Below are 24,971 nucleotides of genomic sequence, written 5' to 3'. Positions count from 1 at the left end.
TATGGCATGGGATCGTGACCAGATGGCGGCCCGCGCCGCCGAGGAACTTGAAGACGGCATGTATGTGAACCTGGGCATCGGCATTCCGACGCTGGTGGCCAATTATACGGGCGACAAGGACATCACCCTGCAGTCGGAAAACGGCATGCTGGGCATGGGGCCCTTTCCCTATGAGGGCGAAGAGGATCCCGACCTGATCAATGCCGGCAAGCAGACCATCACCGAGCTGCCGCGCACCTCCTATTTCGACAGCGCCACCAGCTTTGGCATGATCCGCGGCGGCAAGATCGCGGCGGCGATCCTGGGCGCGATGGAAGTGGCCGAAAACGGCGATCTGGCGAACTGGATGATCCCGGGCAAGCTGGTCAAGGGCATGGGCGGCGCGATGGATCTGGTCGCGGGCGTCAAGCGCGTGATCGTGGTGATGGACCACACCAACAAGGCCGGCGAATCCAAGCTGCTGAAGGAATGCACCCTGCCGCTGACCGGCAAGGGTGTCGTCGATCGCATCATCACCAATCTGGGCGTCCTGGATGTCGTCGAGGGCGGCCTGAAGATCGTCGAACTGGCCGATGGCGTCACCGAGGAAGAATTGCGCAACGCAACAAAGGCCACGATCGTCAACTGATCGCCGGATTGCCGATCCTGCAAGAACACCGACGGGGGGCCCAGCCCCCCGTTTTGCGTCAGCGCCCCGCCCTTGCGGCGCGACGAGACATCACCAGCCCCACAGGAAGCCCCGCAGATGACGCCTGAAGAGATTACGGATCTGTTTACCCGCAAGGACGGCAGCTATCTTTGTGCAAGATGGGGCCGCCCGGTCGCCCCTGTCATCTTCGGTCTGGCCGATGAAAGTCTGGACATCTTTCGAACCGTCATCCGCGCGGGTTTTGCCCATGCCGGCCATCCGGTCACGGACACCGACCCCGAGATGGGCAGCAACCTGATGATCTTCTTTGTCCGCGACTGGGCCGAACTGGCCGAAGTGCCCGATCTGGACAGGCTGACCGGCAGCGAAGATCTGCCGCGGCGCCTGCAGCGGCAGCGGGCCGACCAATATCGCATGTTCCGCTTTGATCCCGATGGCGCAATCCGCGCCTGTCTCAGCTTTGTGCGGATGTCGGGCGCCCTGGCCGATGCCCATCCCGCCGAGCTGGCCGAAGCACTGACCATGCGCGCCACGCTGAGTTTTGCGGCCGACATCACCCCCAGTCCCGAACTGGCCGCGCTGATCAGGGCCGCCTATGATCCGGCCCTGCCCGTCGCCGCTGGCGATCCCAGCCATGCGCTGCGGCTGTTTGCCAGACTGTCGGTCTGAACATGCCAATGATTGCGGGCCCTGCGCCCCGCCCCTAGGATGGCCCCCATGACCCATTGCCTGACCCTGCGCGTCTATTACGAAGACACCGACCTTGCCGGGATCGTCTATTATGCGAATTACCTGAAGTTCATCGAACGTGGCCGTTCGGAATGGCTGCGTGAATTGGGCGTGGACCAGGTTGCGATGAAGCAGGACGAGGGCAAGGTCTTTGCCGTGCGCCGTGTCGAAGCCGACTACCTGAAACCCGCCCGTTTCGACGACTTGCTTGATGTCGAAACCCGTCTGGCCAGCCTCAGTCCGGCACGGATCGTGGTCGAACAGATCGTCCGCCGCAACGAGGAAAAGCTGTTTTCCGCCACGGTGACCATCGCATGTCTGGACCAGCGCGGCCGCCCCTCGCGGCTGCCCGCGCGGCTGGCGGAATGCCTGAAAGGCCCGGGTGATGGCTGAGACCAAGCGAATCGCCATGTGGTCGGGGCCGCGCAACCTGTCGACCGCAATGATGCGTGCCTTCGGCGCAAGGGGCGACTGCACCTGCGTGGATGAACCCTTTTACGCGCATTACCTGCTGAAGACCGGGCTGCCGCATCCCATGCGTGACGAGGTCATCGCCAGCCAACCCGCCGACTGGCGCGATGTCCTGCCGGATCTGACGGTGACAAAGGTCAACCAGCCGATCCAGTATCAGAAACACATGGTCCAGCACATGCTGCCCGATATGGACATCACCTGGACCCACAGGCTGACCAATGTCTTCCTGATCCGCGAACCGGCCCGCGTGGTCGCCTCGTTCAGCAAGAAGCGCGGGCTGCCCGATCCGGCAGAACTGGGCTTTGAACGCCAATGGCAGCTTTTCCGCGAGATGTCCGATGCCGGTGCCAGCCCAGTGGTCATCGACAGCGCCGACATAAGGCGCGATCCTGCCCGTGCGCTGACAGCACTGTGCGAGGCCATCGACATTCCCTTTACCCCGCGGATGCTCGACTGGCAGCCGGGGCCCCACCCCGAGGACGGCGTCTGGGGGCAGGTCTGGTATGATGCCGTCAATGCCTCGCGCGGCTTTGCCGGTGCCGAGGGCCCCGCGCCGGAACTGGAAGGTGACCTGGCACGTCTGGCCGCGGAACTGCAGCCCTCATACGAGGCGATGGCCCGGCACCGGTTAACATTTTCCTGACACATGCTGCCCATTCTGGTGACGGCATTGTGTTGCGCCAAGGGCTAAAAGCCCTGCTACAGAAGGGCTAGAAGGCCCGACAAACCGGCCCGTTGACGATGAGGCAGTGACTATGGAACCCATTCAGGCCGCGCAGGCCCTCGATTTCTCGCTGGTGGCGCTGTTTGCGCGCGCTTCGCTGACGGTCAAGATCGTGATGATCCTGCTGATCGTCGCCTCTTTCTGGGGATGGGCCATCATCATCCAGAAACTCATCAGCCTTGCCGCCGCACGGCGCGAGGCGAACCGCTTTGACCGCGCCTTCTGGTCGGGCGAACCCCTGGACGATCTGTTCGACCGGCTGGGCGAAACGCCCTCGGGCGCGTCCGAACGGATCTTTGCCGCCGGCATGATCGAATGGCGGCGCAGCCATCGCGAGGACGGGGCGTTGATCCCCGGTGGCGTGCAGCGGATCGATCGTGCCATGAATGTTGCCATCCAGCGCGAGGAATCGCGTCTGTTCAAAGGCCTGTCCTTCCTTGCGACGGTCGGGGCGACCGCCCCCTTCATCGGCCTGTTCGGCACCGTCTGGGGCATCAAGACCGCCTTTGAAGGCATTGCCATGTCCCAGAACACCAGCCTTGCCGTCGTCGCTCCCGGCATTGCCGAGGCGCTGCTGGCAACCGCATTGGGCCTGCTGGCGGCCATCCCGGCGGTGATCTTCTACAACAAGCTGTCGGGCGATGCCGAGCGCGTGGTCGGGAACTGGGAAGTCTTTGCTGACGAATTCTCGACCCTGCTGTCGCGTCAGCTGGACGGCGAAGGCTGAGGGCGCGCATATGGCGGATGTCGTCAAGAGAGTCAGTCGGAAAGGCCGCGGGCGGCGGCGCAATGCGCCAATGTCCGAAATCAACGTCACGCCCTTTGTCGATGTGATGCTGGTGCTGCTGGTGATCTTCATGGTCGCCGCGCCGCTGATGACTGCGGGTGTGCCCGTCAACCTGCCCAAGACGGCCGCCACCGCCGTGCCCTCGGAACAGGAAGAGCCGCTTGTGATCTCGATCCCCGCCGAAGGGGCGATCACGCTGATGAACACGCCCGTGGCCGACGACGAGGTGATCGGCCGCCTGAGCGCCATCCTGCAGGAACGCCAGACCGACAAGATCTTCCTGCGCGCCGACGGCGCGATCCCCTATGCCCGCGTGGTTCAGGTCATGGGGGCGCTGAACGCGGCTGGCTATACCAATATCGTGCTGGTCACCGATACCGGCGGCCCGCGACTGGATCGCTGACCCATGGAAGAACGCGAGGGCCGTATCGGTTACTGGATCTCGGGCGCGGCTCATGTCGCGCTGATCCTCTGGGCCTTGCTGGGCGGCGTCCTGTTTCGCCCCCAGCCCTCGGTTCCCGTCCGCACCACAGAAGTCTCGACAATGAGCGGCGCCGAATTCGAAGCCTATGCCGCGGCCGCGCGCGGATCGGGCCCGGTATCGCCCGAGGCAACGGCCGTGGCCAGCATTCCCCAGCCGGCCACCGAAACCGATGCCGGCACGATGCCCGAGACCAGCGATACGCCTGATGTTCAGGACAGTGCACAAGAGCTTGCCCAGCCGGATGCGCCCGAGGCCAAGCCGGACCTGAGCGATTTTTCATCGCAACCGCGCATTGAGGTCACCAGTTCCCTTCCCTCCGCACCTGCGGCCCCTGAAATCGAAGAGGCGGCCCCGCCCGTTCCGCAGGGGGTCTCCGCTCCGCAGACGGCTCCACAGCCCGCACAACCCAGCGCCGCGCCGCAGGACCAGGTCGCGCCGCCGGTTCCGCCACGCTCGGCCCTGGCGCTGGACAGTTCGGCGCTGCCCCAGCCGCGCCCGGCCGATCTGGTCGAAGCCCGCAATGAACGGCTGGCCGCCCGGGCCGCTGCCGAGGCCGAGGCCGCCGAAGAGGCGCAACGGGCGGCCGAACGGCAAGCCGCAGCGGAGGCTGAAGCCGAAGCGGAACGGCAGGCTGCCGCCGCCCGCGCCGAAGAAGAGCGCGCGGAACAGGCCCGCCAACAGGCCGAAGCGGCAGAACGCGCCGCCGAAGCTGAACGTCAGGCTGCGCGGGAAGCAGAAAGACAGCGCGCTGCCGAAGCGGAACGGCGGGCCGCCGAGCAGGCCGAACAGGAGGCAGCACGAAAACGCGCCGAGGAAGAACGGCTGGAAGCCGAACGCCGGGCGGAAGCCGCGCGTCAGGCCGAAGCGGAGCGACAGGCTGCCGAACAGGCCGAACAGGAAGCAGCACGGCAACGCGCCGAGGAAGAACGGCTGGAGGCCGAACGGCAGGCAGCGGCCGACAGGCAGGCGCTGGAAGACGCGCTGCGCGAGGCCCAGCAGGACAGCGACGCCACGACCACGGTGGGCGAGACGGCTTCGGGCAACCGCCAGCGCATCGAAGGTGGAAGCGATGCCTCGGTCGCTCAGGACCCGTTGAGCGCGGCGCTTTCCGAAGCCATGTCCGCCACACAGGCGCCCCCGCAAGAATCCGCCCGGGAACCCGCGCCGGACCCCCTGCAACTGACCCCGGTGCCGATCACGCCGACACCGCTTCCCGATCCCGAAGAACATTCGGACGCCGGGCTGGACAACCTTGGGGCTGCGCCGCTTGGCCAGCCCCTTTCGCTGTCCGAGCGCGACGGCTTTCGCACCGCGATCGGGCAATGCTGGAATGTCGGTGCCCTGTCTCTCGAGGCGGCAAGGATGTCGATCTCGGTCGAATTCAGGATGGGCCCGGATGGCCGCCCCGATGCCAACAGCCTGCGCCTGGTGGATTTGCGCGGCGGATCCAAACATGCGGCACAAAACGCATTCGACGTCGCGCGCCGCGCGATCCTGATGTGCGGCCGCAACGGCTATCCGCTGCCGGCCGAGAAATACGGTCGCTGGCAAGAGGTCATCGTCGATTTCCGCCCGGAGGGAATCGGTTTCAACTAATGGTGCATAGGTATTCCCGCCATCTTTTGCGCCCCCGCCAGAAAGGTTAGAGAGGACAACATGTTCCGCAAACTGACACTTGTATTTGCACTCAGCCTGACGGCCACGCCGCTTGCCTCCCTGCCCGCCTTGGCGCAGGACGGTCCGCTGCGCATCGAAATCACCGATGGCATTGTCGAACCCATGTCCATCGCCATCCCCGAATTCTTCGGCGACGCCGAGATTGCCGGAAAGGTCCGCGATGTCGTGGCCGCCGACCTGACCGGAACCGGATTGTTCCGCGAGATCCCCGCCGAGGCACAGATCGCAGACCCCGGCAGCTTTGCCAGCGCCGTCGCCTATGAGGACTGGCGCGCCGTCAATGCTCAGGCCCTTGTGACGGCCGAGGTCACCGGCGCGGGCGACGAGATCAGCGTCAAGTTCCGCCTCTTCGATGTATTCGCCGGACAGCCGCAGGGCGACGGCATGCAATTCGACGCCCGCGCCGTGGACTGGCGCCGCGCCGCGCACAAGATCGCCGACCAGATCTATTCGCGCCTGACCGGCGAAGCGCCCTATTTCGACAGCCGCGTGGCCTTCGTTCAGGAAACCGGCCCCAAGGATGCCCGGATCAAGCGTATTGGCGTCATGGATTACGATGGCGCCAACATCCTGTGGATGACCGACAGCTCCTCGCTGGTTCTGGCACCGCAGTTCTCGCCCGATGGCAAGTCGATCCTCTTCACCAGCTTTGACAGCGGTTTTCCCCAGATCCGCGTTCTGGACGTGGCCAGCGTCACCTCGCGACCGCTGACACAGGGCGGTGACAGCATGGCCTTTTCACCGCGCTACAGCCCGGATGGCCGCTGGATCGTCTACTCGCTGGAAAAGGGCGGCAATACCGACATCTGGTTGATGGACTCTGCCACTGGCGCTCAGCGACCGCTGACGACATCGCCCTCGATCGAGACCTCGCCCAGTTTCAGCCCTGATGGCAAGCGCATCGTCTTCGAATCGGATCGCTCGGGGACGCCGCAACTGTACATCATCGGCCTGAATGGCGGCGAGCCCGAGCGCATCAGCTTTGGCGAGGGCCGCTATGGCGCCCCCGCCTGGTCACCCAAGGGAGACATGATCGCCTTTACCAAGCAACTGGGCGACAAGTTCCATATCGGCGTCATGCGCACGGATGGTTCTTCGGAAAAGATCCTGACGGAATCATTCCTTGACGAAGGACCGACCTGGGCCCCCAATGGCCGGGTGGTGATGTTCACGCGCGTCGCACCCGGCGGAACCGGCCAGCCGCGCCTGCATTCCGTGGACATTACCGGACGCAACATGCGGCCACTGGACCTTGACTTTGCCGCCTCGGACCCGTCTTGGGGTCCGTTGATGCCGTGAGGAAGATGCTCAAAGCAAGACCCGCCCGAAGGAGCCCGAGATGAAAGCCTGGACAAAGCCCGTCACCGCCGCCTGTCTTCTGGGTCTGGCCGCATGTGCCCAGCCCCCCGAGCCCCCTCAGCAGATCTATGATCCCTATGCCAATACCAGTGCCGGGGCACTCTATCAGGGTGACCTCGCCGGTGGTGCGCTGGGTATCGAGGCGACGGCCCAGTATTTCCGCAACACGGTCGGCGACACCGTGCTGTTCCCCTCGGGTCAGACGACCCTGACCGCCGAGGCGCGCAACGTGCTGGCCCGTCAGGCGGAATGGCTGAACAAATACACCAATTTCAACGCCGTGGTTCAGGGGCATGCCGAGGAAACCGGCACCCGTGAATACAATCTTGCCCTCGGTGCGCGCCGCGCCAGTGCCGTGCAGGAATATCTGGTCGCAAAGGGGGTCTCTGCAGGCCGTATCCGCACGCTCAGCTTTGGCAAGGAGCGCCCGGTCGAAACCTGTTCGGATGAGGCCTGTTATGCCAAGAACCGCCGTGCCGTGACGGTGGTGACCGACAGCGGGGCCGCATCCTGATGCAAAGACTTGCCGCCCTGCTGCTGGTGCTGTCTCTGGCGTTTGCCCTGCCGGCAACCGCCCAACAGCCGACGCTGGCCGATCTGCGGACGGATCTGACGCAATTGCGAAACGAGCTTCAGGCCCTGCGATCCGAACTTGTGGCATCGGGCGCGGCCGGCTTTCAGGCTGCTGGCGGAGATGCCGCGATTGACCGGATGAATGCGATGGAGCGTCACCTCTCGCAGTTGACCGATCGCGTCGAACAGCTGCAGAACCGCATTCAACGGATCGTGGCCGATGGCACCCGCCGCATCGACGATATCGAGTTCCGCCTGTGCGAGATGGACGAGAATTGCGACCTGAGCGCGCTGATGACCACGCCGGACCTGGGTGGTCTGGGCGGTGGCGGTGTGACCTCGTCGCAGGTCGGGCCAGCCGAATCCGGGCTGGCATCGGGCCCGACCGGCAAGGCAACGACAAATGCAGAGCAGGCCGATTTCGATCAGGCGCAGGCCGCGATGAATAACGGCGATTTTCAACGCGCCGCGGATCTTTTCGGTGCCGTGGCCGAGAACCACGCCGGCGGCCCCCTGATCGCCGAAGCGCTGTTCCTGCGCGGTGCGGCGCTGGACAGTCTGGGCGATACGCAGGGCGCGGCGGCAGCCTGGCTGGAGAGCTTTGCCTCCTCGCCCGATGGTCCGCGTGCGGCCGAAAGCCTGCTGGGGCTTGCGCGGGTGATCGCATCCGATGGCGACCCGACGGCCTCTTGCCTGTATCTGGCGGAAATCCCGGCCCGCTTTCCCGGCAGCGCCCCCGCCGCCGAGGCAGAGCGGCGGATGACCGTCCTGAATTGCGGCGGCATCGATCTGGGGCAGAATCTGACCGACGGGGCCGATTTCGGCGCAGTTGACCCCGAAGCTGCCGCCGATATGGCCGAATACGAATGATCCTGACGTCATGAGCGCCGGGGCCTGCGATATCGACGCATTGGTCCACGCCAGACTGGATCAGATGGCCGGTGATCTGCCTGCCTTGGGCGTGGCGGTCTCTGGCGGCGGTGACTCGATCGCGCTGATGCATATGGTCGCCACCTGGGCCGCCGGGCGGCGCATCATGGTGGCGACGGTCGATCATGGATTGCGCAGCAGCAGCCGCGCCGAGGCCGAAGCCGTGGCCAGGCAGGCGGCAGCTCTGGGGTTGCCCCACAGGATCCTGACATGGCAGCGGGAAGAAGCCGTCTCGGGAAACCTGATGGCAGATGCCCGCAATGCGCGGCTGCAGCTGTTGTCGCAATGGGCGCGGGACAATGACCTGGCGGCCATCGCGCTTGGCCATACGGCGGATGATCAGGCGGAAACGCTGATCATGCGACTGAACCGGGGCGCGGGCGTGGACGGGCTGGGCGCAATGTCTGCGCGACGACATGCGCGGGAGATGCTGTGGCTGCGTCCCATGCTGGAAATCACGCGTCAGCGCCTGCGCGACTGGCTGCAGGCGCGTCAGCTCGACTGGATCGACGATCCCAGCAATGACAACGAGGATTTCGAACGCGTGCGCGTGCGCAAATCCCTGAAAGCCACGGGCTGGAGCGTCACCGCCATCGCGGATTCCGCCGCACATCTGCGCGAGGCGCGTGACGCCTTGACCCATTACGTTCTGCAGGCCTGCGCCGACGCACGATTCGCACAGGCCTGTATGGATCTGCCGTTGACCGCCCTCCAGGAGGCCCCGAGCGAGATTCAGCGGCGCATCCTTCTGGCCTCGGCCCGCTGGATCACCGGACAGCCCTATCCGCCGCGGCGCGCGGGCGTGGCCAATGCCCTGGCGGCGGTTCTCGCAGGCCGGCGTGTGACATTGGACGGGGTGCTGTTTCATCCCCGCCGCGACCACCTGCGGATCATGCGCGAACCCGCTGCGGCCTTGCGCGCGCCCCCGGCACAAGAGCTGTGGGACAACCGCTGGCGAATCACCGGGCTGGCCCCCGGTCAGACGATTTCGGCACTGGGGCCGGACAATCTGGCCAATACGGCCTGGCGCGACCGTGGCTTCAGCCATGATCAGGCCATCGCCAGCCCCGCCGTATACGAAGAAACACGGATGATCGCGGCCCCGGCGCTGCAAGATCATGACATTTACGCCGCGACACCGCTAAGAACCGCGACGGATTTTCGCAGACTTGTCATGGCGCATTGAACCTGCGCCGATAATCCCTATTTTCATTGCAAACCGAATTCCGCCGGAGGACCCGTTTTGGGCAACGCACGCAACTTGGCCTTCTGGGTCGTTCTGTTTCTGATGATCTTGGCCCTGTTCAATCTGTTCAGCGACGGAACATCGACGATGAACAGCCGGCAGATCAGCTATTCCGACTTTGTTCAGCGCGTCGACAAGGATCAGATCTCTGCCGTGACGATCGATGGCGAAGACCTGTTGATCACCGGCACGGACGGTCAGCAATATGCATCTGTTCGTCCCCTGGGCGAGGAGATCGCCGACAAGCTGATCGAGAAGAACGTCGATGTGAAGGTCGTCAAGCAGCAGCAATCGGGCTTCATGTCGATGCTGGGTGTCTGGCTGCCCTTCATCCTGTTGATCGGTGTGTGGATCTTCTTCATGAACCGCATGCAGGGCGGTGGCAAAGGCGGGGCGATGGGCTTTGGCAAATCGCGCGCCAAGCTGCTGACCGAAAAGCACGGGCGCGTCACCTTTGACGACGTTGCCGGGATCGACGAAGCCAAGGAAGAACTGGAAGAGATCGTCGAATTCCTGCGCAATCCGCAGAAGTTCAGCCGTCTCGGCGGCAAGATCCCCAAGGGTGCCTTGCTTGTCGGCCCTCCGGGCACGGGCAAGACGTTGCTGGCACGCGCCATCGCGGGCGAGGCCGGGGTGCCCTTCTTCACCATCTCGGGCTCCGACTTCGTCGAAATGTTCGTCGGTGTCGGTGCCAGCCGCGTGCGCGACATGTTCGAACAGGCCAAGAAAAGCGCCCCCTGTATCGTCTTCATCGATGAGATCGACGCCGTCGGCCGCTCGCGCGGGGTCGGCATTGGTGGTGGCAATGACGAACGCGAACAGACGCTGAACCAGTTGCTGGTCGAAATGGACGGTTTCGAGGCCAATGAGGGCGTCATCATCATCGCCGCGACGAACCGCAAGGATGTTCTGGACCCCGCCCTTCTGCGTCCGGGTCGCTTTGACCGCCAGATCCATGTGCCCAATCCCGATATCAAGGGCCGCGAAAAGATCCTGTCCGTCCATGCCCGCAAGGTTCCGATCGGACCCGATGTCGATCTGCGCATCATTGCACGCGGCACGCCGGGCTTTTCCGGTGCCGACCTGATGAACCTCGTGAACGAGGCCGCATTGACCGCAGCCCGGATCGGGCGTCGCTTTGTCAGCATGGAAGATTTCGAGAACGCCAAGGACAAGGTGATGCTCGGGGTTGAACGCCGCAGCATGGTGCTGACGCCCGAGCAAAAGGAAAAGACTGCCTATCACGAGGCCGGTCACGCCATTGTCGGCCTGTCGATGCCCAAATGCGATCCGGTCTACAAGGCCACGATCATTCCGCGCGGCGGCGCGCTTGGCATGGTTGTCAGCCTGCCCGAGATGGATCGCCTGAACTTCCACAAGGACGAGGCCAAGCAGAAGCTGGCCATGACCATGGCAGGCAAGGCCGCCGAGATCATCAAATATGGCGAAGAAGGTGTGTCGAACGGCCCCGCCGGTGACATTCAGCAGGCTTCCAGCCTTGCGCGCGCCATGGTGATGCGCTGGGGCATGTCGGACAAGGTCGGCAATATCGATTATGCCGAAGCCCATGAGGGCTATTCCGGCAGCACCGGCGGCTTCTCGGTCTCGGCAGCGACCAAGGAACTGATCGAACAGGAGGTCCATGACCTGATCGAGGAAGGCTATAACGAAGCCCGGCGCGTCCTGCTGGAGAAGAACGAAGAATTCGAGCGCCTGGCACAGGGACTGCTGGAATACGAGACCTTGACTGGCGAGGAAATCGGCAAGGTGATCCGGGGCGAACCGCTGGGTGGCGACGACGACACGCCGGGCAGCGCCATCCCGTCGGTGACCGCCGTGCCCAAGGCAGGCAAGCCATCGACGGATGGCGACGCGGCCCCGGCCTGATCCCCTTCAAGCCCCGCCCTTCCTGGCGGGGCTTTTTCTGATCGGCGATTACCGAGAAATCCCCTTGCCTGTATTGTCGGCAAATGCGTATCACGTTCAGGCCATCCCCTTTGGAAACTGCCCAGGTGCAAGTTACGCCCCCATGATCCAATATGACGACATCGCCGACATGACCGCCTTGCGCCAGAAGATCGACGAGGTCGACGGCCAGTTGATCGAGCTTCTGGCGCATCGCCGCGCCCTGATTGACCGTGCCGCCCGGATCAAGGCCCGCGACCATCTGCCCGCCCGCATCGACTGGCGCGTGGAAGAGGTCGTCGAGAACGCGCGACGCAACGCCATTGCCGCTGGACTGGATGGAGAATTGATCGCCTCGATCTGGCGCACACTTGTCGAGGCGGCGATCGCACAGGAAGACTGCCAGTTGAAAGGACCCCCGGATGACCGCGACACTGATTGATGGCAAGGCCTTCGCGGCCGAGCTTCGCCAAAGGATTGCCGATGAAGTCACACGCCTGAAGGATCGTGGCATCACGCCCGGGCTGGCCGTCGTGCTGGTCGGTGAAGATCCCGCGAGTCAGGTCTATGTCCGGTCCAAGGGCAAACAGACCGTTCAGGTCGGCATGAATTCTTATGAACACAAGCTGCCGGCAGAGACATCACAGGAAGAGTTGCTGACACTGATTGAACGGCTGAACTCCGATCCTGCCGTGAACGGGATCCTCGTGCAGCTTCCCCTGCCCGCCCATCTCGATGAAGCCGCCGTCATCAACGCCATCGACCCCGCCAAGGATGTCGACGGCTTTCACATTCTGAATGTGGGCCTGCTGGCCACCGGCCAGAAGGCCATGGTGCCCTGCACGCCACTGGGATGTCTGATGCTGTTGCGCGACCAGCTGGGCGAACTGTCGGGCAAGCGCGCCGTGGTCCTGGGCCGCAGCAATATCGTCGGCAAGCCGATGGCCCAACTCTTGCTGCGTGACAGCGCTACCGTGACCATCGCCCATTCCCGCACGACTGATCTGCCGGAGCTGTGCCGGCAGGCCGATATCCTGGTCGCCGCCGTCGGCCGCCCGCATTTCGTGCAGGCGGACTGGATCAAACCGGGTGCCACCGTCATAGACGTCGGCATCAATAGAACCGAGACCGGACTGGTCGGCGATGTCGATTTTGCCGCCGCCTCTCAGGTTGCCGGGGCGATCACCCCGGTGCCGGGTGGTGTCGGGCCGATGACCATCGCCTGCCTGCTGGCCAATACGCTGACGGCGACGGCAAGGGTGAACGGGCTGCCGGACCCCGAAGGGCTGACCCCCTGAACCTGCCCTCTTGGGCGCGGCTTGCCAGAGACCCTGACAACAGTGACCGGGGGAAATTCCCCCGATCAGCTTCCAAAGAGGGACTGCTGCCCCGTAGGGGCCGGTGCCGCCAGCCCAAGGTGGGACCATGCCCTTGGTGCCAACAGGCGCCCGCGCGGGGTGCGTGCAATCAGCCCCTGCTGCAGCAGGAAAGGTTCGATCACCTCCTCGATGGCATCGCGGCTTTCTGACAGCGCCGCCGAAAGGGTCTCGACCCCGACCGGCCCCCCCCCGTAATGTTCGGCCATCAGGGTCAGATAGCGACGATCCGCGCCGTCCAGCCCCAGATCGTCAACCCCAAGACGGGTCAAGGCGCTGTCGGCAATCTCGCGCGTCAACCGACCATTGCCCTCGACCAATGCGAAATCGACCACGCGCCGCAACAACCGCCCCGCAATACGCGGCGTGCCGCGGGCGCGCCTTGCGATTTCCCGCGTGCCATCCAAATCGGCCTCGATCCCCAGCATCCGTGCGCCACGCTGCACGATCAGGTCAAGCTCCGGGATGGTATAGAACTGCAGGCGGGTCGGAATGCCGAAACGGTCGCGCAAGGGTGTCGTCAACAAGCCCAGACGCGTGGTCGCCCCCACCAGCGTGAAAGGCTGCAACTCGATGCGCACCGTCCGGGCCGCGGGGCCTTCACCGATCACCAGATCAAGCTCAAAGTCCTCCATCGCCGGATAGAGGACTTCTTCGACCGCCGGATTCATGCGGTGGATCTCGTCGATGAACAGGACGTCACGCGCCTCCAGATTGGTCAGAATCGCGGCCAGATCACCGGCACGTGCCAGCACCGGCCCGGATGTCATGCGAAAGCTGACGCCAAGTTCGCGCGCCATGATCTGGGCCAACGTGGTTTTCCCAAGGCCGGGAGGGCCAAAGAACAAGGTATGATCCATCGCCTTGCCCCGCATACGGGCGCTTTCGATGAAGACACTCAGATTGGCGCGGGCCTCGGCCTGGCCGACGAATTCGGACAACGCCTGCGGACGAAGGGCGCGATCCTCGGATTCGCCCTCGATCGGTTCGGGACGCAATGTCGGATCTGGCTGCGTCATGGACCGACACGCTCTCGATGACGAAACCGCCCCGCCAGACGCGGATCGTGATTGGGTTGAAGACCTGAAACCCTCATCTCACTCTATCCTTTCGGTGCCAGCAGACGCAGTGCGGCCCGGATCAGCGATGCCGTGCCGGCATTTTCCTGCGCGGCCTGCGCTTCGGCGACCGCCGCCGCCGCCTCGGAATGGCCGTAACCCAGATTTGTCAGTGCGGACAACGCCTCGGCCGCTTCCCTGGCAACCTGTGCGCCATCGGAAGCAGAGTGCGCCGCGCCACCGGCCATCGAGGCCGGTGGCGCGGCGGCGGTTGAACCGGGCTCGACGCCCGGCTCAACCGCTCCCCCCCCCGCCAGATGTCCCGCATCCACAGTCAGATCGCCGCCCAATGCCATGATTCCGGGCGCCTTGTCCTTCAGTTCCAGCACGACCCGCTGTGCCAGTTTTGGCCCAACCCCCTGCGCCTTGCGGACTGCCGACCAATCCCCCAGCGCAATGGCACGTGACAGCCCATCGGCTCCCAGGGTACCCAGAATCGCCAGGGACACCTTGGCCCCCACACCCTGAACGCTGGTCAGCAGGCGGTGCCATTCCTTTTCCAGCATGGTCGGGAAGCCGAACAGTTGCAGCAGGTCCTCGCGCACCAACAATTCGGTATATAGCGCTACGGCCTGACCCGCCGGCGGCAGGCTGGCCGCCGTGCGCTCACTGACATGGACGATATAGCCGATGCCGCGTACATCGATCAGCACCTGATCCTGTCCCCGATGCAAGATCACGCCTGCAATCCGTCCGATCATGCCATTCCTCCCCTTGCCACGGCAACCCGCAGGCTGCGCCCTTGCAGATGATGCGCATGACAGATGGCAATGGCCAGTGCATCCGCGGCATCCGCATTCTCGAATTGCACCCCCGGCAATTGCACCCGCACCATATGCTGCACCTGTTCCTTGCCCGCATGCCCAACGCCGACCACGGTCTTCTTGACCGCATTGGGCGCATATTCGCCAACCTCCAAGCCGGCTTCGGCAGGGGCCAGCAGCGCGATGCCGCGCGCCTGCCCCAGTTTCAGCGTCCCCGTGGCATCCTTGTTGACGAAAGTCTGTTCGACCGCGGCGGCATCCGGACGGTATTGGGCGATCACTGCACTCAGCCCGCGAAACAACAGCGACAGGCGCGCGGCCAGATCCGTCGCGCTGCCATCGGCCTGACTGCGAACGACGCCATTTGCCACATGGCGCAGGCGCGGACCGTCCATGTCAATGATGCCCCAGCCCATATTCCTCAATCCGGGATCGATCCCCAAGACCCGCATGGCTGCCCCTTTCGATTTTTCCCAGCACTAGCACGAAAGGCGAACATCAACCAGAGCAGACCATGTGTCGCAAGTCAATTGCTTGACTTCGACCGTGTCATTCGAAACACAAAGTCAATCAAGAAGTCGTTAATGCCCCACAGGAACGAGGTCTCATGTCGCCAGCACTCATTGCCTTGCTGCCATTCATTGGGGCCTTGCTGCCCGGACTTTTGATCCGCTCGGGGCGTACGGTCGCCGCAACCGCGTGTGGCACCACCACGCTGGTTGCATTGCTGGGATTGCTGCTCCACATCCCCGCGATCCTGCGCGGAGAGGTCGCCACGGCGCGTTTCGACTGGCTGCCGCTGCTGCAACTGAATGCCAGTTTCCGCATCGACGGACTGTCGCTGCTGTTCGGGATCCTGATCCTGGGGATCGGGCTGCTGATCATCACCTATGCGCGGTTCTACCTGTCGCGCCATGACTCCATCGGCAAGTTCTACACCTATCTGATGCTGTTCCAGGGCGCGATGGTGGGGATCGTCCTGTCTGACAACATATTGCTTTTGCTTGTTTTCTGGGAATTGACCTCGCTGTCTTCCTTCCTGTTGATCGGCTATTGGCGTCACCTGCCAGAGGGTCGTCAGGGCGCGCGCATGGCCTTGACCGTCACCGGCATGGGCGGGCTGGCCATGATTGCGGGCATGCTGATCCTGGGGCAGATCGCAGGCAGCTATGACATCAGCGAGATCCTGAACGCCAAGGATGCCATCCAGGCCAGCCCCTATTACACCCCCGCCTTGATCCTGATCCTGATCGGTGCCTTTACCAAATCAGCTCAGTTTCCCTTCCATTTCTGGCTGCCACACGCCATGGCCGCGCCGACCCCGGTCAGCGCCTATCTGCACAGCGCGACGATGGTGAAGGCGGGTCTGTTCCTGATGGCGCGGATGTGGCCGGTCCTGGCTGGCACCGACCAATGGTTCTGGATCGTGTCGACGACCGGGCTGATCACCATGTTGCTGGGCGCTGGCATCGCGCTGTTCAAGGATGATCTCAAGGCGCTGCTGGCCTTTTCGACGGTCAGCCATCTGGGCCTGATCACCATGCTGCTGGGCTTTGGCACCGAAGAGGCCGCCATTGCGGCGACCTTCCACATCATCAATCACGCCACCTTCAAGGCGGCGCTGTTCATGACCGCCGGGATCATCGATCACGGCACCCATACAAGATCGATTGCCCGTCTGGGCGGCCTGCGCAAGCTGATGCCGATCACCTTCGTGATCGGGACGGTTGCCGCCCTGTCGATGGCCGGGATCCCGCCGCTGAACGGTTTCCTGTCCAAGGAAATGATGCTGTATGAGGCCAGCCATCTGACCATGGCGAAACAGGGTTTCATGGTTCTTGCGACCCTGGCAGCACTGTTCTCCGTGGCTTATTCGCTGCGCTTCATCTTTCACGTGTTCCTGGGACCGCAGCGCGACGACTATCCGCACAAGCCCCATGATCCGGGGTTCGGCCTGTGGTTCAGCCCGGGCCTGCTGGTCGCGCTGGTCGTCCTGATCGGCCTGTTCCCGAACACCATGGCCGGCTGGCTGGTCGATGCTTCGGCCGCAGCCGTCACCGCCGGCCATCCCCATGCGCATATCGCCCTGTGGCACGGCGTGAACGCGGCGTTGATCATGTCGGTCATCGCCATTGCCGGGGGCGCCATGCTGCTGTCGCTGCACAAGCCGTTCCAGTCGGCATGGGACAGTGCCCCGCGCCCCGAGGCCAAGGCCATCTTCGACTGGCTGGTGCTGCGGATCGTCTTTGCCTCTCGCGGCATCAGCGACAATCTGACCAATGGTGCAATGCCCCGGGCGCTGGCCGCCTTCACGCTGGCCACGCTCTTTGCCGGGGCCGTCGCCTGGTATACGGGCAGCGCCGGTCCGGTGACACGCCCCATGCTGCCGATCGAGCCCGTGCCGCTGATCGGCTGGCTGATGGTGCTGGTGGCAACGGGATGCATGGTCTTCTTCCATCGCATCCGCGTGCTGGCGCTGGTGCTGGTCGGGGTCGTGGGGCTGGTGACCTCGGTGTTCTTTGCCTATTTCTCGGCCCCCGACCTGGCGCTGACACAGATTTCGGTCGAGGTGGTGACGGTGATCCTGCTGTTGCTGGCGCTGAATTTCCTGCCCAAGCGCACGGCCACCGAAACCTCCTCGGTTCATCGGGGCTGGGACGCCTTCATCGCAACATTGGCGGGGATCGGCATGGGGTCGCTGTGCTATGCGATCATGCGCCGCGACTTTGCCTTTGACTCGATCTCGGGATACATGCTGGAAAACAGCCACAATCTTGGCGGCGGCGACAATGTCGTCAATGTCATTCTGGTGGACTTCCGCGGCTATGATACCTTTGGCGAGATCACCGTGCTGGGCATTGCCGCATTGGCGATCTTTGCGCTGACCCAGACCCTCCTTCAGGGCAAATCGGCGAAACGCCTGATCAACTGGGTCCATGACCAGCGCCGCGCTGGCGACCGCCACCCGGTCATGCTGGTGATTGCAACGCGGGTGATCCTGCCGATTTCGCTGGTGGTCGGGGTTTACATCTTCCTGCGCGGCCACAACCAGCCGGGCGGCGGGTTCATCGCCGGCCTTGCCGTCGCCATCGGCCTGCTGATGCAATACATGGCCTCGGGCTATGCCTGGGCACAAGAGCGTCAGACCCTGCCCTATCACGCGCTGATCGGCGCGGGCGTGGTCGCGGCAGGTGCAACCGGCATCGGTGCATGGTTCAACGGCCTGCCCTTCCTGACGTCGGCCTATGGCTATGTGAAGCTGCCCTTCCTGGAAAAATTCGAACTGGCCACCGCGATGGGTTTCGACCTTGGCGTCTTCCTTTGCGTCGTCGGGGCCGTGATGCTGGCGCTGAATTCGCTCAGCCGGATTGCACGGCGCGCCGGGGAAACGGTGAACAAGAACCCGATGGACATCGACCTGAGTGACGAACCCAAAGAAGGAGCCCACTGATGGAAATGCTTGTGGCCTCTGCGATTGGCGCAACCACGGCGGCCGGGATCTATCTGATCCTGCGGCTGAGGACCTTTGCCGTGGTTCTGGGCATGACGATGCTGACCTATGCCATCAATGCCTTCCTCTTTGCGACCGGCAGGCTGGTGGTCAACATGCCGCCCATCCTGCAGGATCACGCCGCCGGTGGACATCCGACCTATACCGATCCGCTGCCGCAGGCGCTGGTTCTGACGGCCATCGTCATTTCCTTCGGGATGACCGCCGTGGTCGTGATGATGGCCCTTGGCGCCTTTATCGAAGGTGGTGACGATCGTATCAACATGCCCGAAGACGACTATATCATGCCGCCCCTGAAAACCGTTGACGACCAGAAGACCGAGGACGAGACCGCATGAACCATCTGCTGATCGCCCCGGTCCTTGTCCCCGCCCTTCTGGGTTCCCTGATGGTCCTGTGGATGCGCCACGACCTGCTGCAGCAACGCGTGTTCGGCGTGATCGGCAGCCTGCTGACCGTCGTGCTGGCGATCAAGCTCAGCCATATGGCAGCGGGTGGAGAGGTCTTCGTCTATCGCCTGGGCAACTGGAAAGCTCCCTTCGGCATCGTGCTGATGCTGGACCGGCTGTCCGCCATGATGCTGCTGCTGACCTCGGTTCTGGCCGTCATCGTACAGCTATACGGCATCGGCTCGGGCTGGGATCGCAAGGGCTGGCATTTCCATTCGCTGTGGCTGTTCCAGCTGATGGGACTGAATGGCGCCTTTCTGACCGGCGACGCCTTCAACCTGTTCGTGTTCTTCGAAGTGCTGCTGATCGCCAGCTATGGCCTGATGATCCATGGCGGCGGTCCGATGCGGCTGCGGGCCGGGGTGCAATACATCAGCTATAACCTTGCGGGATCAACGCTGTTCCTGATGGCCCTGGGCACGCTTTACGCCGTGACCGGAACCCTGAACATGGCGGATATGGCCGAACGCGTCGCCGCCATGCCCGCCGAAGATACCGCGCTGTTGCGGACCGGTGCGGTGCTGCTGCTGATCGTCTTTGCGATCAAGGCGGCGCTGGTGCCGCTGCATTTCTGGCTGCCCGCGACCTATGCCAATGCGCCCGGTCCCGTCGCTGCGCTGTTCGCAATCATGTCCAAGGTCGGCGTCTATGCGATCATCCGCTTCTTCACGCTGATCTTTCCGCAGGATTCCATCACCGAATCGCTGGCCACCGATCTGCTGCTGCCGGCGGCGCTGATCACCCTGGCTCTTGGCCAGATCGGGGTTCTGGGCACCCGCAGCCTGACACGGCTGGCGGCCTATGCGGCCATCGCCTCGATCGGCACGCTGATGATCTCGGTCGCACGCTTTGATGCACAGGGGCTGACGGCAGGTCTGTATTACCTGATCCATTCGACACTGGCCGCTGCGGCCCTGTTCCTTGTGGTCGACATGATCGCCGCGCGCCGTGGCGGGGATATCTGGCTGCGCCTGCGGCCGGCGATCCTGAACACCGGGCTGGTTTCGGCGCTGTTCTTCCTGACCGCCATTGCCGTGGCCGGTCTGCCGCCGCTGTCCGGCTTTCTAGGCAAGCTGCTGATCCTGAACGCCACCGCCGATGATCCCTGGATGGTCGGCATCTGGGCGACAGTCCTTGTCACGTCGCTGTTCGCGATTGTCGGCTTTTCCCGCGCCGGTTCGATCCTGTTCTGGAAATCCCACGAGATGGACCCCGAGCCGGGCAATGACAGCGACGAGGGCGAAGCCCCCAGCCGCGGACCGATCCCGACCAAGCTGGAAACCGATGAACCCATTCAGGACGTCAAGGATTCCGCAGCACCCTGGCTGTCCTTTGTCTCGGTGGGGGCATTGCTGGCCGGTCTGGTCGCGTTGACCCTGTTTGCCGGCCCGCTGACCGGATACATGCAGGACACCGCCGACCAACTGACCAATCCCCAGCTTTACTATGACTCGGTCTTGCGCCAGCAGGAGGGTTCGCGATGATCCGCCGCATTTTCCCCCACCCCTATCTTTCCGCCCTGCTGGTGCTGATATGGATGCTGCTGGTGAACCGCTTTGCCTGGGGGTCGCTGGTATTCGCGCTCATCCTCAGCATCGCGATTCCGGCGCTGACCGAACCCTATTGGCCCGACCGAGCAAGGGTGCGCCACCCTTTCAAGATCATGAGCTATGTCCTGCTGGTGATCTATGACATCATCGTGGCCAATGTGCAGGTCGCGCTGATCGTGCTGTTCAAGGCGAACCGGAACCTGAATCCGGCATGGATCAGCGTGCCGCTGGATCTGCGCTCACCCGAGGCGATCACCGTCCTGGCGGGAACGATCACCCTTACACCGGGCACCGTCTCGGCGGATCTGTCGCAGGATGGCCATGCGCTGCTGGTGCATTGCCTGCATGCGCCGGACCCGGAATCGGTGATCCTTGACATCAAATCGCGGTATGAAGACCGGCTGAAGGAGATTTTCGAATGATCGAATATGCCCTGTATTTCGCCTTTGCCTGCTTTGGCATCGGCCAGCTGTTCTGCCTGTATCGCGTCGTCTTTGCCCCCGGAGTTGGTGACAGGGTGCTGGCGCTGGACACAATGTCGATCAACATGATCGCCCTGATCGCGCTGTTTGGCATTCTGCACAACACCACCATGTATTTCGAAATCATGATGCTGTTTGCCATGGTCGGTTTCGTCTCGACCGTGGCCTATGCCAAGTTCCTGCTGCGCGGCGATGTGATCGAATAGAAAGGACCGGACAATGGAATTTTATGTCGAGCTGCTGATCGCGATCATGCTGGTCATTGCCGGGTTCTTCGGATTGGTAGGATCATACGGACTGGTGAAACTGCCCGATCAGATGACGCGGCTGCACGGCCCGACCAAGGCGGCGACGCTGGGTGTGGGGGGCGTGCTGATTGCCTCGTTGCTGTGGTTCGGCTTCTTCGGACCCCACTTCAGCTGGCACGAGCTGCTGATCGCCCTGTTCCTGTTCCTGACGGCACCGATCACCGGTCTGATGATCTCGAAGATCAATCTTCACCTGACCTGGAGCCCCGAAGAGCTGCCCCACCCGGTCGAGGATCAGAACTGGGCCACTTTCGGCAATTCGGCCGAACGCAGCCTGATGGATGCCGCGCCCGACAGCGGCCGGGTCGAACGCGAACACCACGAATGATTGCGCCGCGCCGGTCCACACCGGCGCGCCAGTTCAAGTGCTATTCCTCGATCACATCCAGAACCCCTGGCACCGCCCGCAGCGCCTGACGCGCAGGCGTGTTCAGCGGCGCGTCATTGGCGACCTCGATCTCGATCAATTCGTCGCCTTCGCGGATGCGCAGCAGAACCGGCCCGCGCGAACGTGAGGACACATTGATCTCGGCCTTGATGCGGCCCAGCACTTCGGCCAGACGGGGGATCGTATCGGCGCCCTGCATCTCTACCGCCAGACAGCCTGCCCCGGCATCGGCCACCGCGTCATCCAGTGCGGTCACCGAATTGGCCAGCATCTTGACCTGATCGCCCGAGGGTTCGACCTTGACCTGCAGCACGACATTCTGGCCCGGCTCCAGAAGTTCGCGGGCCGCGTTCAGCAGATCCGAGAATACCGTCACCTCATACAGCCCGGTCGGATCGGACAGGCTGACAAAGGCATATTGGGTACCCTTGGCCGATTTGCGCTCCATCCGCGCCGCGACCGTTCCGGCAATCGATGTCACCAGCGGCCCGCCCAGAGCCTCGGCGCTGATCTCGGCAAGGGTTTGCACCTTCTTGCGTTTCAGCGCCGGCAGATAGTCATCCAGCGGATGGCCCGACAGGTAGAAGCCGACGGCCTTGTGTTCCTCGCCCAGCTTTTCGGCGGGCAGCCAGACCTGTGCGATGGCGGGGCGCGGTGGCGGCAGATCCTCGCCCCCGCCAAACAGCGATGACTGACTTGAGGCCGCCTGTTCATGCACCGCCGCCGACCATGCCACCAGCCCGTCCAGCGATTTCAGCACCCTTGCACGATTGTCATCCAGCAGGTCAAAGGCCCCCGCCCGCGCCAGCATTTCCAGCGGCCGCTTGCCCACGCGCTTCATGTCGACGCGGCGCGCGAAATCATTGATGTCGCGGAACGGAGTTTCGCCCCTTGCTTCGTGGATCAGGCGCATGGCGTCCTGCCCGACCCCCTTCAGCGCCCCCAGCGCATAGTGGATACGCCCCTGGCTGACGGTAAAGGTCGGAGCCGAGCGGTTGACGCAGGGAGGCACGATCTCGATTCCCATGCGGTCGCATTCGCGTTTGTAGACGGCCAGCTTGTCGGTCAGATGCATGTCGCAATTCATGACCGCCGCCATGAATTCGACCGGGTGGTTCGCCTTCAGCCATGCGGTCTGATAGCTGACCACCGCATAGGCCGCTGCGTGGGATTTGTTGAAGCCGTAATTGGCGAATTTCTCCAGCAGGTCAAAAACCTCGCCGGCCTTCTTTTCGGAAACGCCATTCTCGACGCTGCCCTTGATGAATTTGGGCCGCTCCTTGGCCATCTCGGCGGCGATCTTCTTGCCCATGGCGCGGCGCAGCAGGTCAGCGCCGCCCAGAGAGTAGCCCGCCATGACCTGGGCAATCTGCATCACCTGTTCCTGATAGACGATGATGCCCTGGGTTTCCTCAAGGATATGGTCGATCAACGGGTGGATGGATTCCAACTCGCGCGCGCCGTTCTTCACGTCGCAATAGGTCGGAATATTCTCCATCGGGCCGGGACGATACAGCGCCACAAGCGCGACGATATCCTCGATACAGGTGGGACGCATGCGCCGCAGCGCGTCCATCATGCCCGAGCTCTCCACCTGGAACACCGCCACGGTGCGGGCGCTGGCGAAAAGATCATAAGTGGCCTTGTCATCCAGCGGGATGGCGTTGATCTGGTTCTCGGCCCCTTCGGGGGGCTGATACAGCTCTTCGCCGCTGGCCGAGACATGCAGCGGCCGACCGCCACCATTGATCAGATCGACAGCGTTCTGGATGACGGTCAGGGTCTTCAGCCCCAGAAAGTCGAATTTGACCAGACCGGCCTGTTCCACCCATTTCATGTTGAACTGCGTGGCAGGCATATCCGAGGACGGATCGCGATACAGCGGCACCAGCTGATCCAGCGGCCGGTCACCGATCACCACACCGGCGGCATGGGTGGATGCGTTGCGATACAGGCCCTCGATCTTCTCGGCGTAATCCAGCAGACGGGCGACGACCTCTTCCTTGGCGGCCTCGCGCAGGCGCGGTTCGTCGGCGCGGGCCTTGGCAATGCTGACCGGCTTGACGCCTTCGACGGGAATCATCTTTGACAGGCGGTCGACCTGACCAAAGGGCATCTGCAGCACCCGCCCGACATCGCGCACGGCAGCCTTGGACAGCAGCGCACCGAAGGTGATGATCTGGCCGACCTTTTCCTTGCCGTATTTCTGCTGCACATAGCGGATCACCTCTTCGCGGCGATCCATGCAGAAGTCGATGTCGAAATCCGGCATCGAAACCCGTTCCGGGTTCAGAAAGCGTTCGAACAGCAGGCTGTAGCGCAGCGGGTCAAGGTCGGTGATGGTCAGCGCATAGGCAACCAGAGAGCCCGCACCCGAGCCCCGCCCCGGCCCGACCGGGATGTCGTGATCCTTGGCCCATTTGATGAAATCCGCAACGATCAGGAAATAGCCGGGAAAGCCCATCTGTTCGATGATGCCCAGCTCGAAATCCAGCCGCTTGTGGTAATCCTCGACCGGGACGGCATGGGGAATGACCTTCAGCCGTGCCTCAAGCCCTTCGCGGGCCTGACGGCGCAGCTCCTCGACCTCGTCATCGGCGAATTTCGGCAGGATCGGCTTGTGCCGGCTGACGGCAAAGGCGCAGCGTTTGGCGATTTCGACCGTGTTTTCCAATGCCTCGGGCAGATCGGCAAACAGGACCGCCATTTCCTCGGGCGATTTGAAGTAATGCTGCGGCGTCAGGCGGCGACGGGGCTGGGACTGGTCGATATAGGCCTTTTCGGAAATGCAGATCAGCGCGTCATGCGCCTCATAGAGGTCCGGCTTCGGGAAATAGGCGTCATTGGTAGCAACCAGCGGCAATTCACGTGCATAGGCCAGCGATATCAGCCCCGCCTCCGAGGCCGCTTCTGCCTCGGTCAGCTTGCCGTTTTCACCGGGATGGCGCTGCAATTCGACATAGAGCCGGGTCGGAAAGCTTCGCTCCAGGCGTTCGGCCAGAAGATTGGCCTTGTCGGTCTGTCCCTGCGCGATCAGCAGGCCAAGGGGGCCTGTCGCGCCGCCGGTGAGACAGATCAGCCCCTCAGAGCGTTCGCAAAGTTCATCCAGCGTGACATGGGGCAGGCTGCCATCGCTACGCAGATAGAGGCAGGAGGACAGCGACATCAGGTTCAGCCAGCCCGCCTGATTTTGCGCCAGCAGGACCACCGGTCCGGTCGCGTCGGCCTCCAGCGTGATCTGGCAACCGATGATGGGCTGCACCCCCTTGTCCATCGCCTTCACGCTGAACTCCAGCGCCGCGAACATGGCATTGCTGTCGGTCAGCGCCACAGCCGGCATGCCCGCTTCGGCGGCAAGCGACGGCAATTTGCCCACCGGAATGGCGCCTTCCAGAAGCGAATGCTCGGAATGTGTGCGAAGATGGATGAACTTAAGAGGTTTTGTCGCCATGATCGACACAGTATCCCAGCCTGACCAAACAGTGCAA

Annotated in this window: 24 protein-coding genes; 20 read left to right on the top strand and 4 right to left on the bottom strand. The window is 63.3% G+C overall.

The window, feature by feature from the left end:
- Position 1 precedes the first annotated feature (1 nt).
- The 14 genes from JHW44_RS03685 to folD all read left to right on the top strand — a co-directional run bounded on the left by JHW44_RS03685 (position 2) and on the right by folD (position 12,835).
- Complete coding sequence (locus tag JHW44_RS03685; protein ID WP_272850297.1) at positions 2 to 628, top strand: CoA transferase subunit B; 627 nt, start codon at positions 2 to 4, stop codon at positions 626 to 628.
- Between the two features lie 117 nt (positions 629 to 745).
- Positions 746 to 1,318 carry a hypothetical protein gene (locus JHW44_RS03680; RefSeq protein WP_089345903.1) on the top strand — a complete coding sequence of 191 codons (573 nt, stop codon included), beginning with the start codon at positions 746 to 748 and terminating at the stop codon, positions 1,316 to 1,318.
- 48 nt (positions 1,319 to 1,366) lie between these two features.
- On the top strand, positions 1,367 to 1,771 hold the full coding sequence (ybgC, locus tag JHW44_RS03675) for a tol-pal system-associated acyl-CoA thioesterase (protein ID WP_089345907.1): 405 nt from the start codon (positions 1,367 to 1,369) through the stop codon (positions 1,769 to 1,771).
- Positions 1,764 to 2,495, top strand: coding sequence for a sulfotransferase-like domain-containing protein (locus JHW44_RS03670; protein WP_089345902.1), 732 nt, complete (start codon positions 1,764 to 1,766; stop codon positions 2,493 to 2,495). The genes ybgC and JHW44_RS03670 overlap by 8 nt, the downstream gene beginning before the upstream one ends.
- 112 nt (positions 2,496 to 2,607) lie before the next feature.
- Positions 2,608 to 3,303 (top strand): protein TolQ, encoded by a 696-nt coding sequence (gene tolQ, locus JHW44_RS03665; RefSeq protein WP_089345901.1) that lies wholly within the window; start codon positions 2,608 to 2,610, stop codon positions 3,301 to 3,303.
- 70 nt (positions 3,304 to 3,373) lie between these two features.
- Positions 3,374 to 3,766: a protein TolR gene (tolR, locus tag JHW44_RS03660; RefSeq protein WP_245847430.1), complete on the top strand. Its 393-nt coding sequence runs from the start codon at positions 3,374 to 3,376 to the stop codon at positions 3,764 to 3,766.
- Between the two features lie 3 nt (positions 3,767 to 3,769).
- Positions 3,770 to 5,443 carry a hypothetical protein gene (locus JHW44_RS03655; protein ID WP_089345899.1) on the top strand — a complete coding sequence of 558 codons (1,674 nt, stop codon included), beginning with the start codon at positions 3,770 to 3,772 and terminating at the stop codon, positions 5,441 to 5,443.
- A 60-nt stretch (positions 5,444 to 5,503) separates the two neighbouring features.
- Complete coding sequence (gene tolB / locus JHW44_RS03650; protein ID WP_089345898.1) at positions 5,504 to 6,823, top strand: Tol-Pal system beta propeller repeat protein TolB; 1,320 nt, start codon at positions 5,504 to 5,506, stop codon at positions 6,821 to 6,823.
- Positions 6,824 to 6,863: 40 nt separating this feature from the next.
- Positions 6,864 to 7,397: a peptidoglycan-associated lipoprotein Pal gene (gene pal / locus JHW44_RS03645; RefSeq protein WP_089345897.1), complete on the top strand. Its 534-nt coding sequence runs from the start codon at positions 6,864 to 6,866 to the stop codon at positions 7,395 to 7,397.
- Positions 7,397 to 8,326 (top strand): tetratricopeptide repeat protein, encoded by a 930-nt coding sequence (locus JHW44_RS03640; protein WP_089345896.1) that lies wholly within the window; start codon positions 7,397 to 7,399, stop codon positions 8,324 to 8,326. The genes pal and JHW44_RS03640 overlap by 1 nt, the downstream gene beginning before the upstream one ends.
- 10 nt (positions 8,327 to 8,336) lie before the next feature.
- On the top strand, positions 8,337 to 9,572 hold the full coding sequence (gene tilS / locus JHW44_RS03635; protein WP_089345895.1) for a tRNA lysidine(34) synthetase TilS: 1,236 nt from the start codon (positions 8,337 to 8,339) through the stop codon (positions 9,570 to 9,572).
- A 57-nt stretch (positions 9,573 to 9,629) separates the two neighbouring features.
- Positions 9,630 to 11,519 (top strand): ATP-dependent zinc metalloprotease FtsH, encoded by a 1,890-nt coding sequence (gene ftsH, locus JHW44_RS03630; RefSeq protein WP_089345894.1) that lies wholly within the window; start codon positions 9,630 to 9,632, stop codon positions 11,517 to 11,519.
- A 142-nt stretch (positions 11,520 to 11,661) separates the two neighbouring features.
- Entirely contained in the window at positions 11,662 to 11,979 is a 318-nt protein-coding gene (locus JHW44_RS03625) for a chorismate mutase (RefSeq protein WP_089345906.1), read from the top strand.
- Positions 11,960 to 12,835: a bifunctional methylenetetrahydrofolate dehydrogenase/methenyltetrahydrofolate cyclohydrolase FolD gene (folD, locus tag JHW44_RS03620; RefSeq protein ID WP_089345893.1), complete on the top strand. Its 876-nt coding sequence runs from the start codon at positions 11,960 to 11,962 to the stop codon at positions 12,833 to 12,835. Before JHW44_RS03625 ends, folD begins: the two co-directional genes overlap by 20 nt.
- A 65-nt stretch (positions 12,836 to 12,900) precedes the next feature.
- On the opposite strand, the gene ruvB is transcribed toward folD, so the two are convergent.
- The 3 genes from ruvB to ruvC form a co-directional block, all read right to left on the bottom strand.
- The gene (ruvB, locus tag JHW44_RS03615; protein WP_089345892.1) at positions 12,901 to 13,932 is read right to left on the bottom strand and encodes a Holliday junction branch migration DNA helicase RuvB; all 1,032 of its coding nucleotides are present in this window, start codon (positions 13,930 to 13,932) and stop codon (positions 12,901 to 12,903) included.
- Between the two features lie 83 nt (positions 13,933 to 14,015).
- Positions 14,016 to 14,732, bottom strand: coding sequence for a Holliday junction branch migration protein RuvA (gene ruvA, locus JHW44_RS03610; RefSeq protein WP_089345891.1), 717 nt, complete (start codon positions 14,730 to 14,732; stop codon positions 14,016 to 14,018).
- A complete protein-coding gene (ruvC, locus tag JHW44_RS03605) occupies positions 14,729 to 15,247 on the bottom strand; it encodes a crossover junction endodeoxyribonuclease RuvC (protein WP_089345890.1) in 519 nt (172 codons plus the stop codon). Before ruvC ends, ruvA begins: the two co-directional genes overlap by 4 nt.
- A gap of 155 nt (positions 15,248 to 15,402) precedes the next feature.
- Between ruvC and JHW44_RS03600 the strand changes: the two genes are divergently transcribed.
- The 6 genes from JHW44_RS03600 to JHW44_RS03575 are packed head-to-tail and all read left to right on the top strand — an operon-like array spanning position 15,403 to position 21,423.
- On the top strand, positions 15,403 to 18,246 hold the full coding sequence (locus tag JHW44_RS03600) for a monovalent cation/H+ antiporter subunit A (RefSeq protein ID WP_089345889.1): 2,844 nt from the start codon (positions 15,403 to 15,405) through the stop codon (positions 18,244 to 18,246).
- Complete coding sequence (locus JHW44_RS03595) at positions 18,246 to 18,644, top strand: Na+/H+ antiporter subunit C (protein WP_089345888.1); 399 nt, start codon at positions 18,246 to 18,248, stop codon at positions 18,642 to 18,644. The genes JHW44_RS03600 and JHW44_RS03595 overlap by 1 nt, the downstream gene beginning before the upstream one ends.
- Positions 18,641 to 20,239, top strand: coding sequence for a monovalent cation/H+ antiporter subunit D (locus JHW44_RS03590; RefSeq protein ID WP_089345887.1), 1,599 nt, complete (start codon positions 18,641 to 18,643; stop codon positions 20,237 to 20,239). Before JHW44_RS03595 ends, JHW44_RS03590 begins: the two co-directional genes overlap by 4 nt.
- Positions 20,236 to 20,727, top strand: a complete 492-nt coding sequence (locus tag JHW44_RS03585) for a Na+/H+ antiporter subunit E (RefSeq protein ID WP_089345886.1) — start codon at positions 20,236 to 20,238, stop codon at positions 20,725 to 20,727. The genes JHW44_RS03590 and JHW44_RS03585 overlap by 4 nt, the downstream gene beginning before the upstream one ends.
- Positions 20,724 to 20,993 carry a K+/H+ antiporter subunit F gene (locus tag JHW44_RS03580; protein WP_089345885.1) on the top strand — a complete coding sequence of 90 codons (270 nt, stop codon included), beginning with the start codon at positions 20,724 to 20,726 and terminating at the stop codon, positions 20,991 to 20,993. Before JHW44_RS03585 ends, JHW44_RS03580 begins: the two co-directional genes overlap by 4 nt.
- A 13-nt stretch (positions 20,994 to 21,006) precedes the next feature.
- Positions 21,007 to 21,423, top strand: coding sequence for a Na+/H+ antiporter subunit G (locus JHW44_RS03575; RefSeq protein ID WP_089345884.1), 417 nt, complete (start codon positions 21,007 to 21,009; stop codon positions 21,421 to 21,423).
- Between the two features lie 40 nt (positions 21,424 to 21,463).
- Here the strand turns inward: JHW44_RS03575 and dnaE are convergent, their stop codons facing one another.
- Complete coding sequence (gene dnaE, locus JHW44_RS03570; protein ID WP_089345905.1) at positions 21,464 to 24,934, bottom strand: DNA polymerase III subunit alpha; 3,471 nt, start codon at positions 24,932 to 24,934, stop codon at positions 21,464 to 21,466.
- Positions 24,935 to 24,971: the final 37 nt, after the last annotated feature.

Source organism: Paracoccus seriniphilus (assembly GCF_028553745.1).
In the GTDB taxonomy this organism is placed as follows: Bacteria; Pseudomonadota; Alphaproteobacteria; order Rhodobacterales; family Rhodobacteraceae; genus Paracoccus; species Paracoccus seriniphilus.
The sequence above is the reverse complement of the archived record's forward strand: the minus strand, read 5'-3'. Positions and strand labels throughout refer to the sequence as shown.

What these genes read in the sequence shown, in the direction of transcription:
- JHW44_RS03685 (WP_272850297.1), top strand. Translation starts at nt 2, where the DNA reads ATGGCATGGGATCGTGACCAGATGGCGGCCCGCGCCGCCGAGGAACTT.
- JHW44_RS03600 (WP_089345889.1), top strand. Translation starts at nt 15,403, where the DNA reads ATGTCGCCAGCACTCATTGCCTTGCTGCCATTCATTGGGGCCTTGCTG.
- tilS (WP_089345895.1), top strand. Translation starts at nt 8,337, where the DNA reads ATGAGCGCCGGGGCCTGCGATATCGACGCATTGGTCCACGCCAGACTG.
- JHW44_RS03670 (WP_089345902.1), top strand. Translation starts at nt 1,764, where the DNA reads ATGGCTGAGACCAAGCGAATCGCCATGTGGTCGGGGCCGCGCAACCTG.
- JHW44_RS03595 (WP_089345888.1), top strand. Translation starts at nt 18,246, where the DNA reads ATGGAAATGCTTGTGGCCTCTGCGATTGGCGCAACCACGGCGGCCGGG.
- JHW44_RS03580 (WP_089345885.1), top strand. Translation starts at nt 20,724, where the DNA reads ATGATCGAATATGCCCTGTATTTCGCCTTTGCCTGCTTTGGCATCGGC.
- ruvC (WP_089345890.1), bottom strand. Translation starts at nt 15,247, where the DNA reads ATGCGGGTCTTGGGGATCGATCCCGGATTGAGGAATATGGGCTGGGGC.
- JHW44_RS03625 (WP_089345906.1), top strand. Translation starts at nt 11,662, where the DNA reads ATGATCCAATATGACGACATCGCCGACATGACCGCCTTGCGCCAGAAG.
- ruvB (WP_089345892.1), bottom strand. Translation starts at nt 13,932, where the DNA reads ATGACGCAGCCAGATCCGACATTGCGTCCCGAACCGATCGAGGGCGAA.
- folD (WP_089345893.1), top strand. Translation starts at nt 11,960, where the DNA reads ATGACCGCGACACTGATTGATGGCAAGGCCTTCGCGGCCGAGCTTCGC.
- JHW44_RS03585 (WP_089345886.1), top strand. Translation starts at nt 20,236, where the DNA reads ATGATCCGCCGCATTTTCCCCCACCCCTATCTTTCCGCCCTGCTGGTG.
- dnaE (WP_089345905.1), bottom strand. Translation starts at nt 24,934, where the DNA reads ATGGCGACAAAACCTCTTAAGTTCATCCATCTTCGCACACATTCCGAG.
- ruvA (WP_089345891.1), bottom strand. Translation starts at nt 14,732, where the DNA reads ATGATCGGACGGATTGCAGGCGTGATCTTGCATCGGGGACAGGATCAG.
- ybgC (WP_089345907.1), top strand. Translation starts at nt 1,367, where the DNA reads ATGACCCATTGCCTGACCCTGCGCGTCTATTACGAAGACACCGACCTT.
- JHW44_RS03590 (WP_089345887.1), top strand. Translation starts at nt 18,641, where the DNA reads ATGAACCATCTGCTGATCGCCCCGGTCCTTGTCCCCGCCCTTCTGGGT.
- JHW44_RS03655 (WP_089345899.1), top strand. Translation starts at nt 3,770, where the DNA reads ATGGAAGAACGCGAGGGCCGTATCGGTTACTGGATCTCGGGCGCGGCT.
- JHW44_RS03640 (WP_089345896.1), top strand. Translation starts at nt 7,397, where the DNA reads ATGCAAAGACTTGCCGCCCTGCTGCTGGTGCTGTCTCTGGCGTTTGCC.
- JHW44_RS03575 (WP_089345884.1), top strand. Translation starts at nt 21,007, where the DNA reads ATGGAATTTTATGTCGAGCTGCTGATCGCGATCATGCTGGTCATTGCC.
- tolB (WP_089345898.1), top strand. Translation starts at nt 5,504, where the DNA reads ATGTTCCGCAAACTGACACTTGTATTTGCACTCAGCCTGACGGCCACG.
- pal (WP_089345897.1), top strand. Translation starts at nt 6,864, where the DNA reads ATGAAAGCCTGGACAAAGCCCGTCACCGCCGCCTGTCTTCTGGGTCTG.
- tolQ (WP_089345901.1), top strand. Translation starts at nt 2,608, where the DNA reads ATGGAACCCATTCAGGCCGCGCAGGCCCTCGATTTCTCGCTGGTGGCG.
- tolR (WP_245847430.1), top strand. Translation starts at nt 3,374, where the DNA reads ATGTCCGAAATCAACGTCACGCCCTTTGTCGATGTGATGCTGGTGCTG.
- JHW44_RS03680 (WP_089345903.1), top strand. Translation starts at nt 746, where the DNA reads ATGACGCCTGAAGAGATTACGGATCTGTTTACCCGCAAGGACGGCAGC.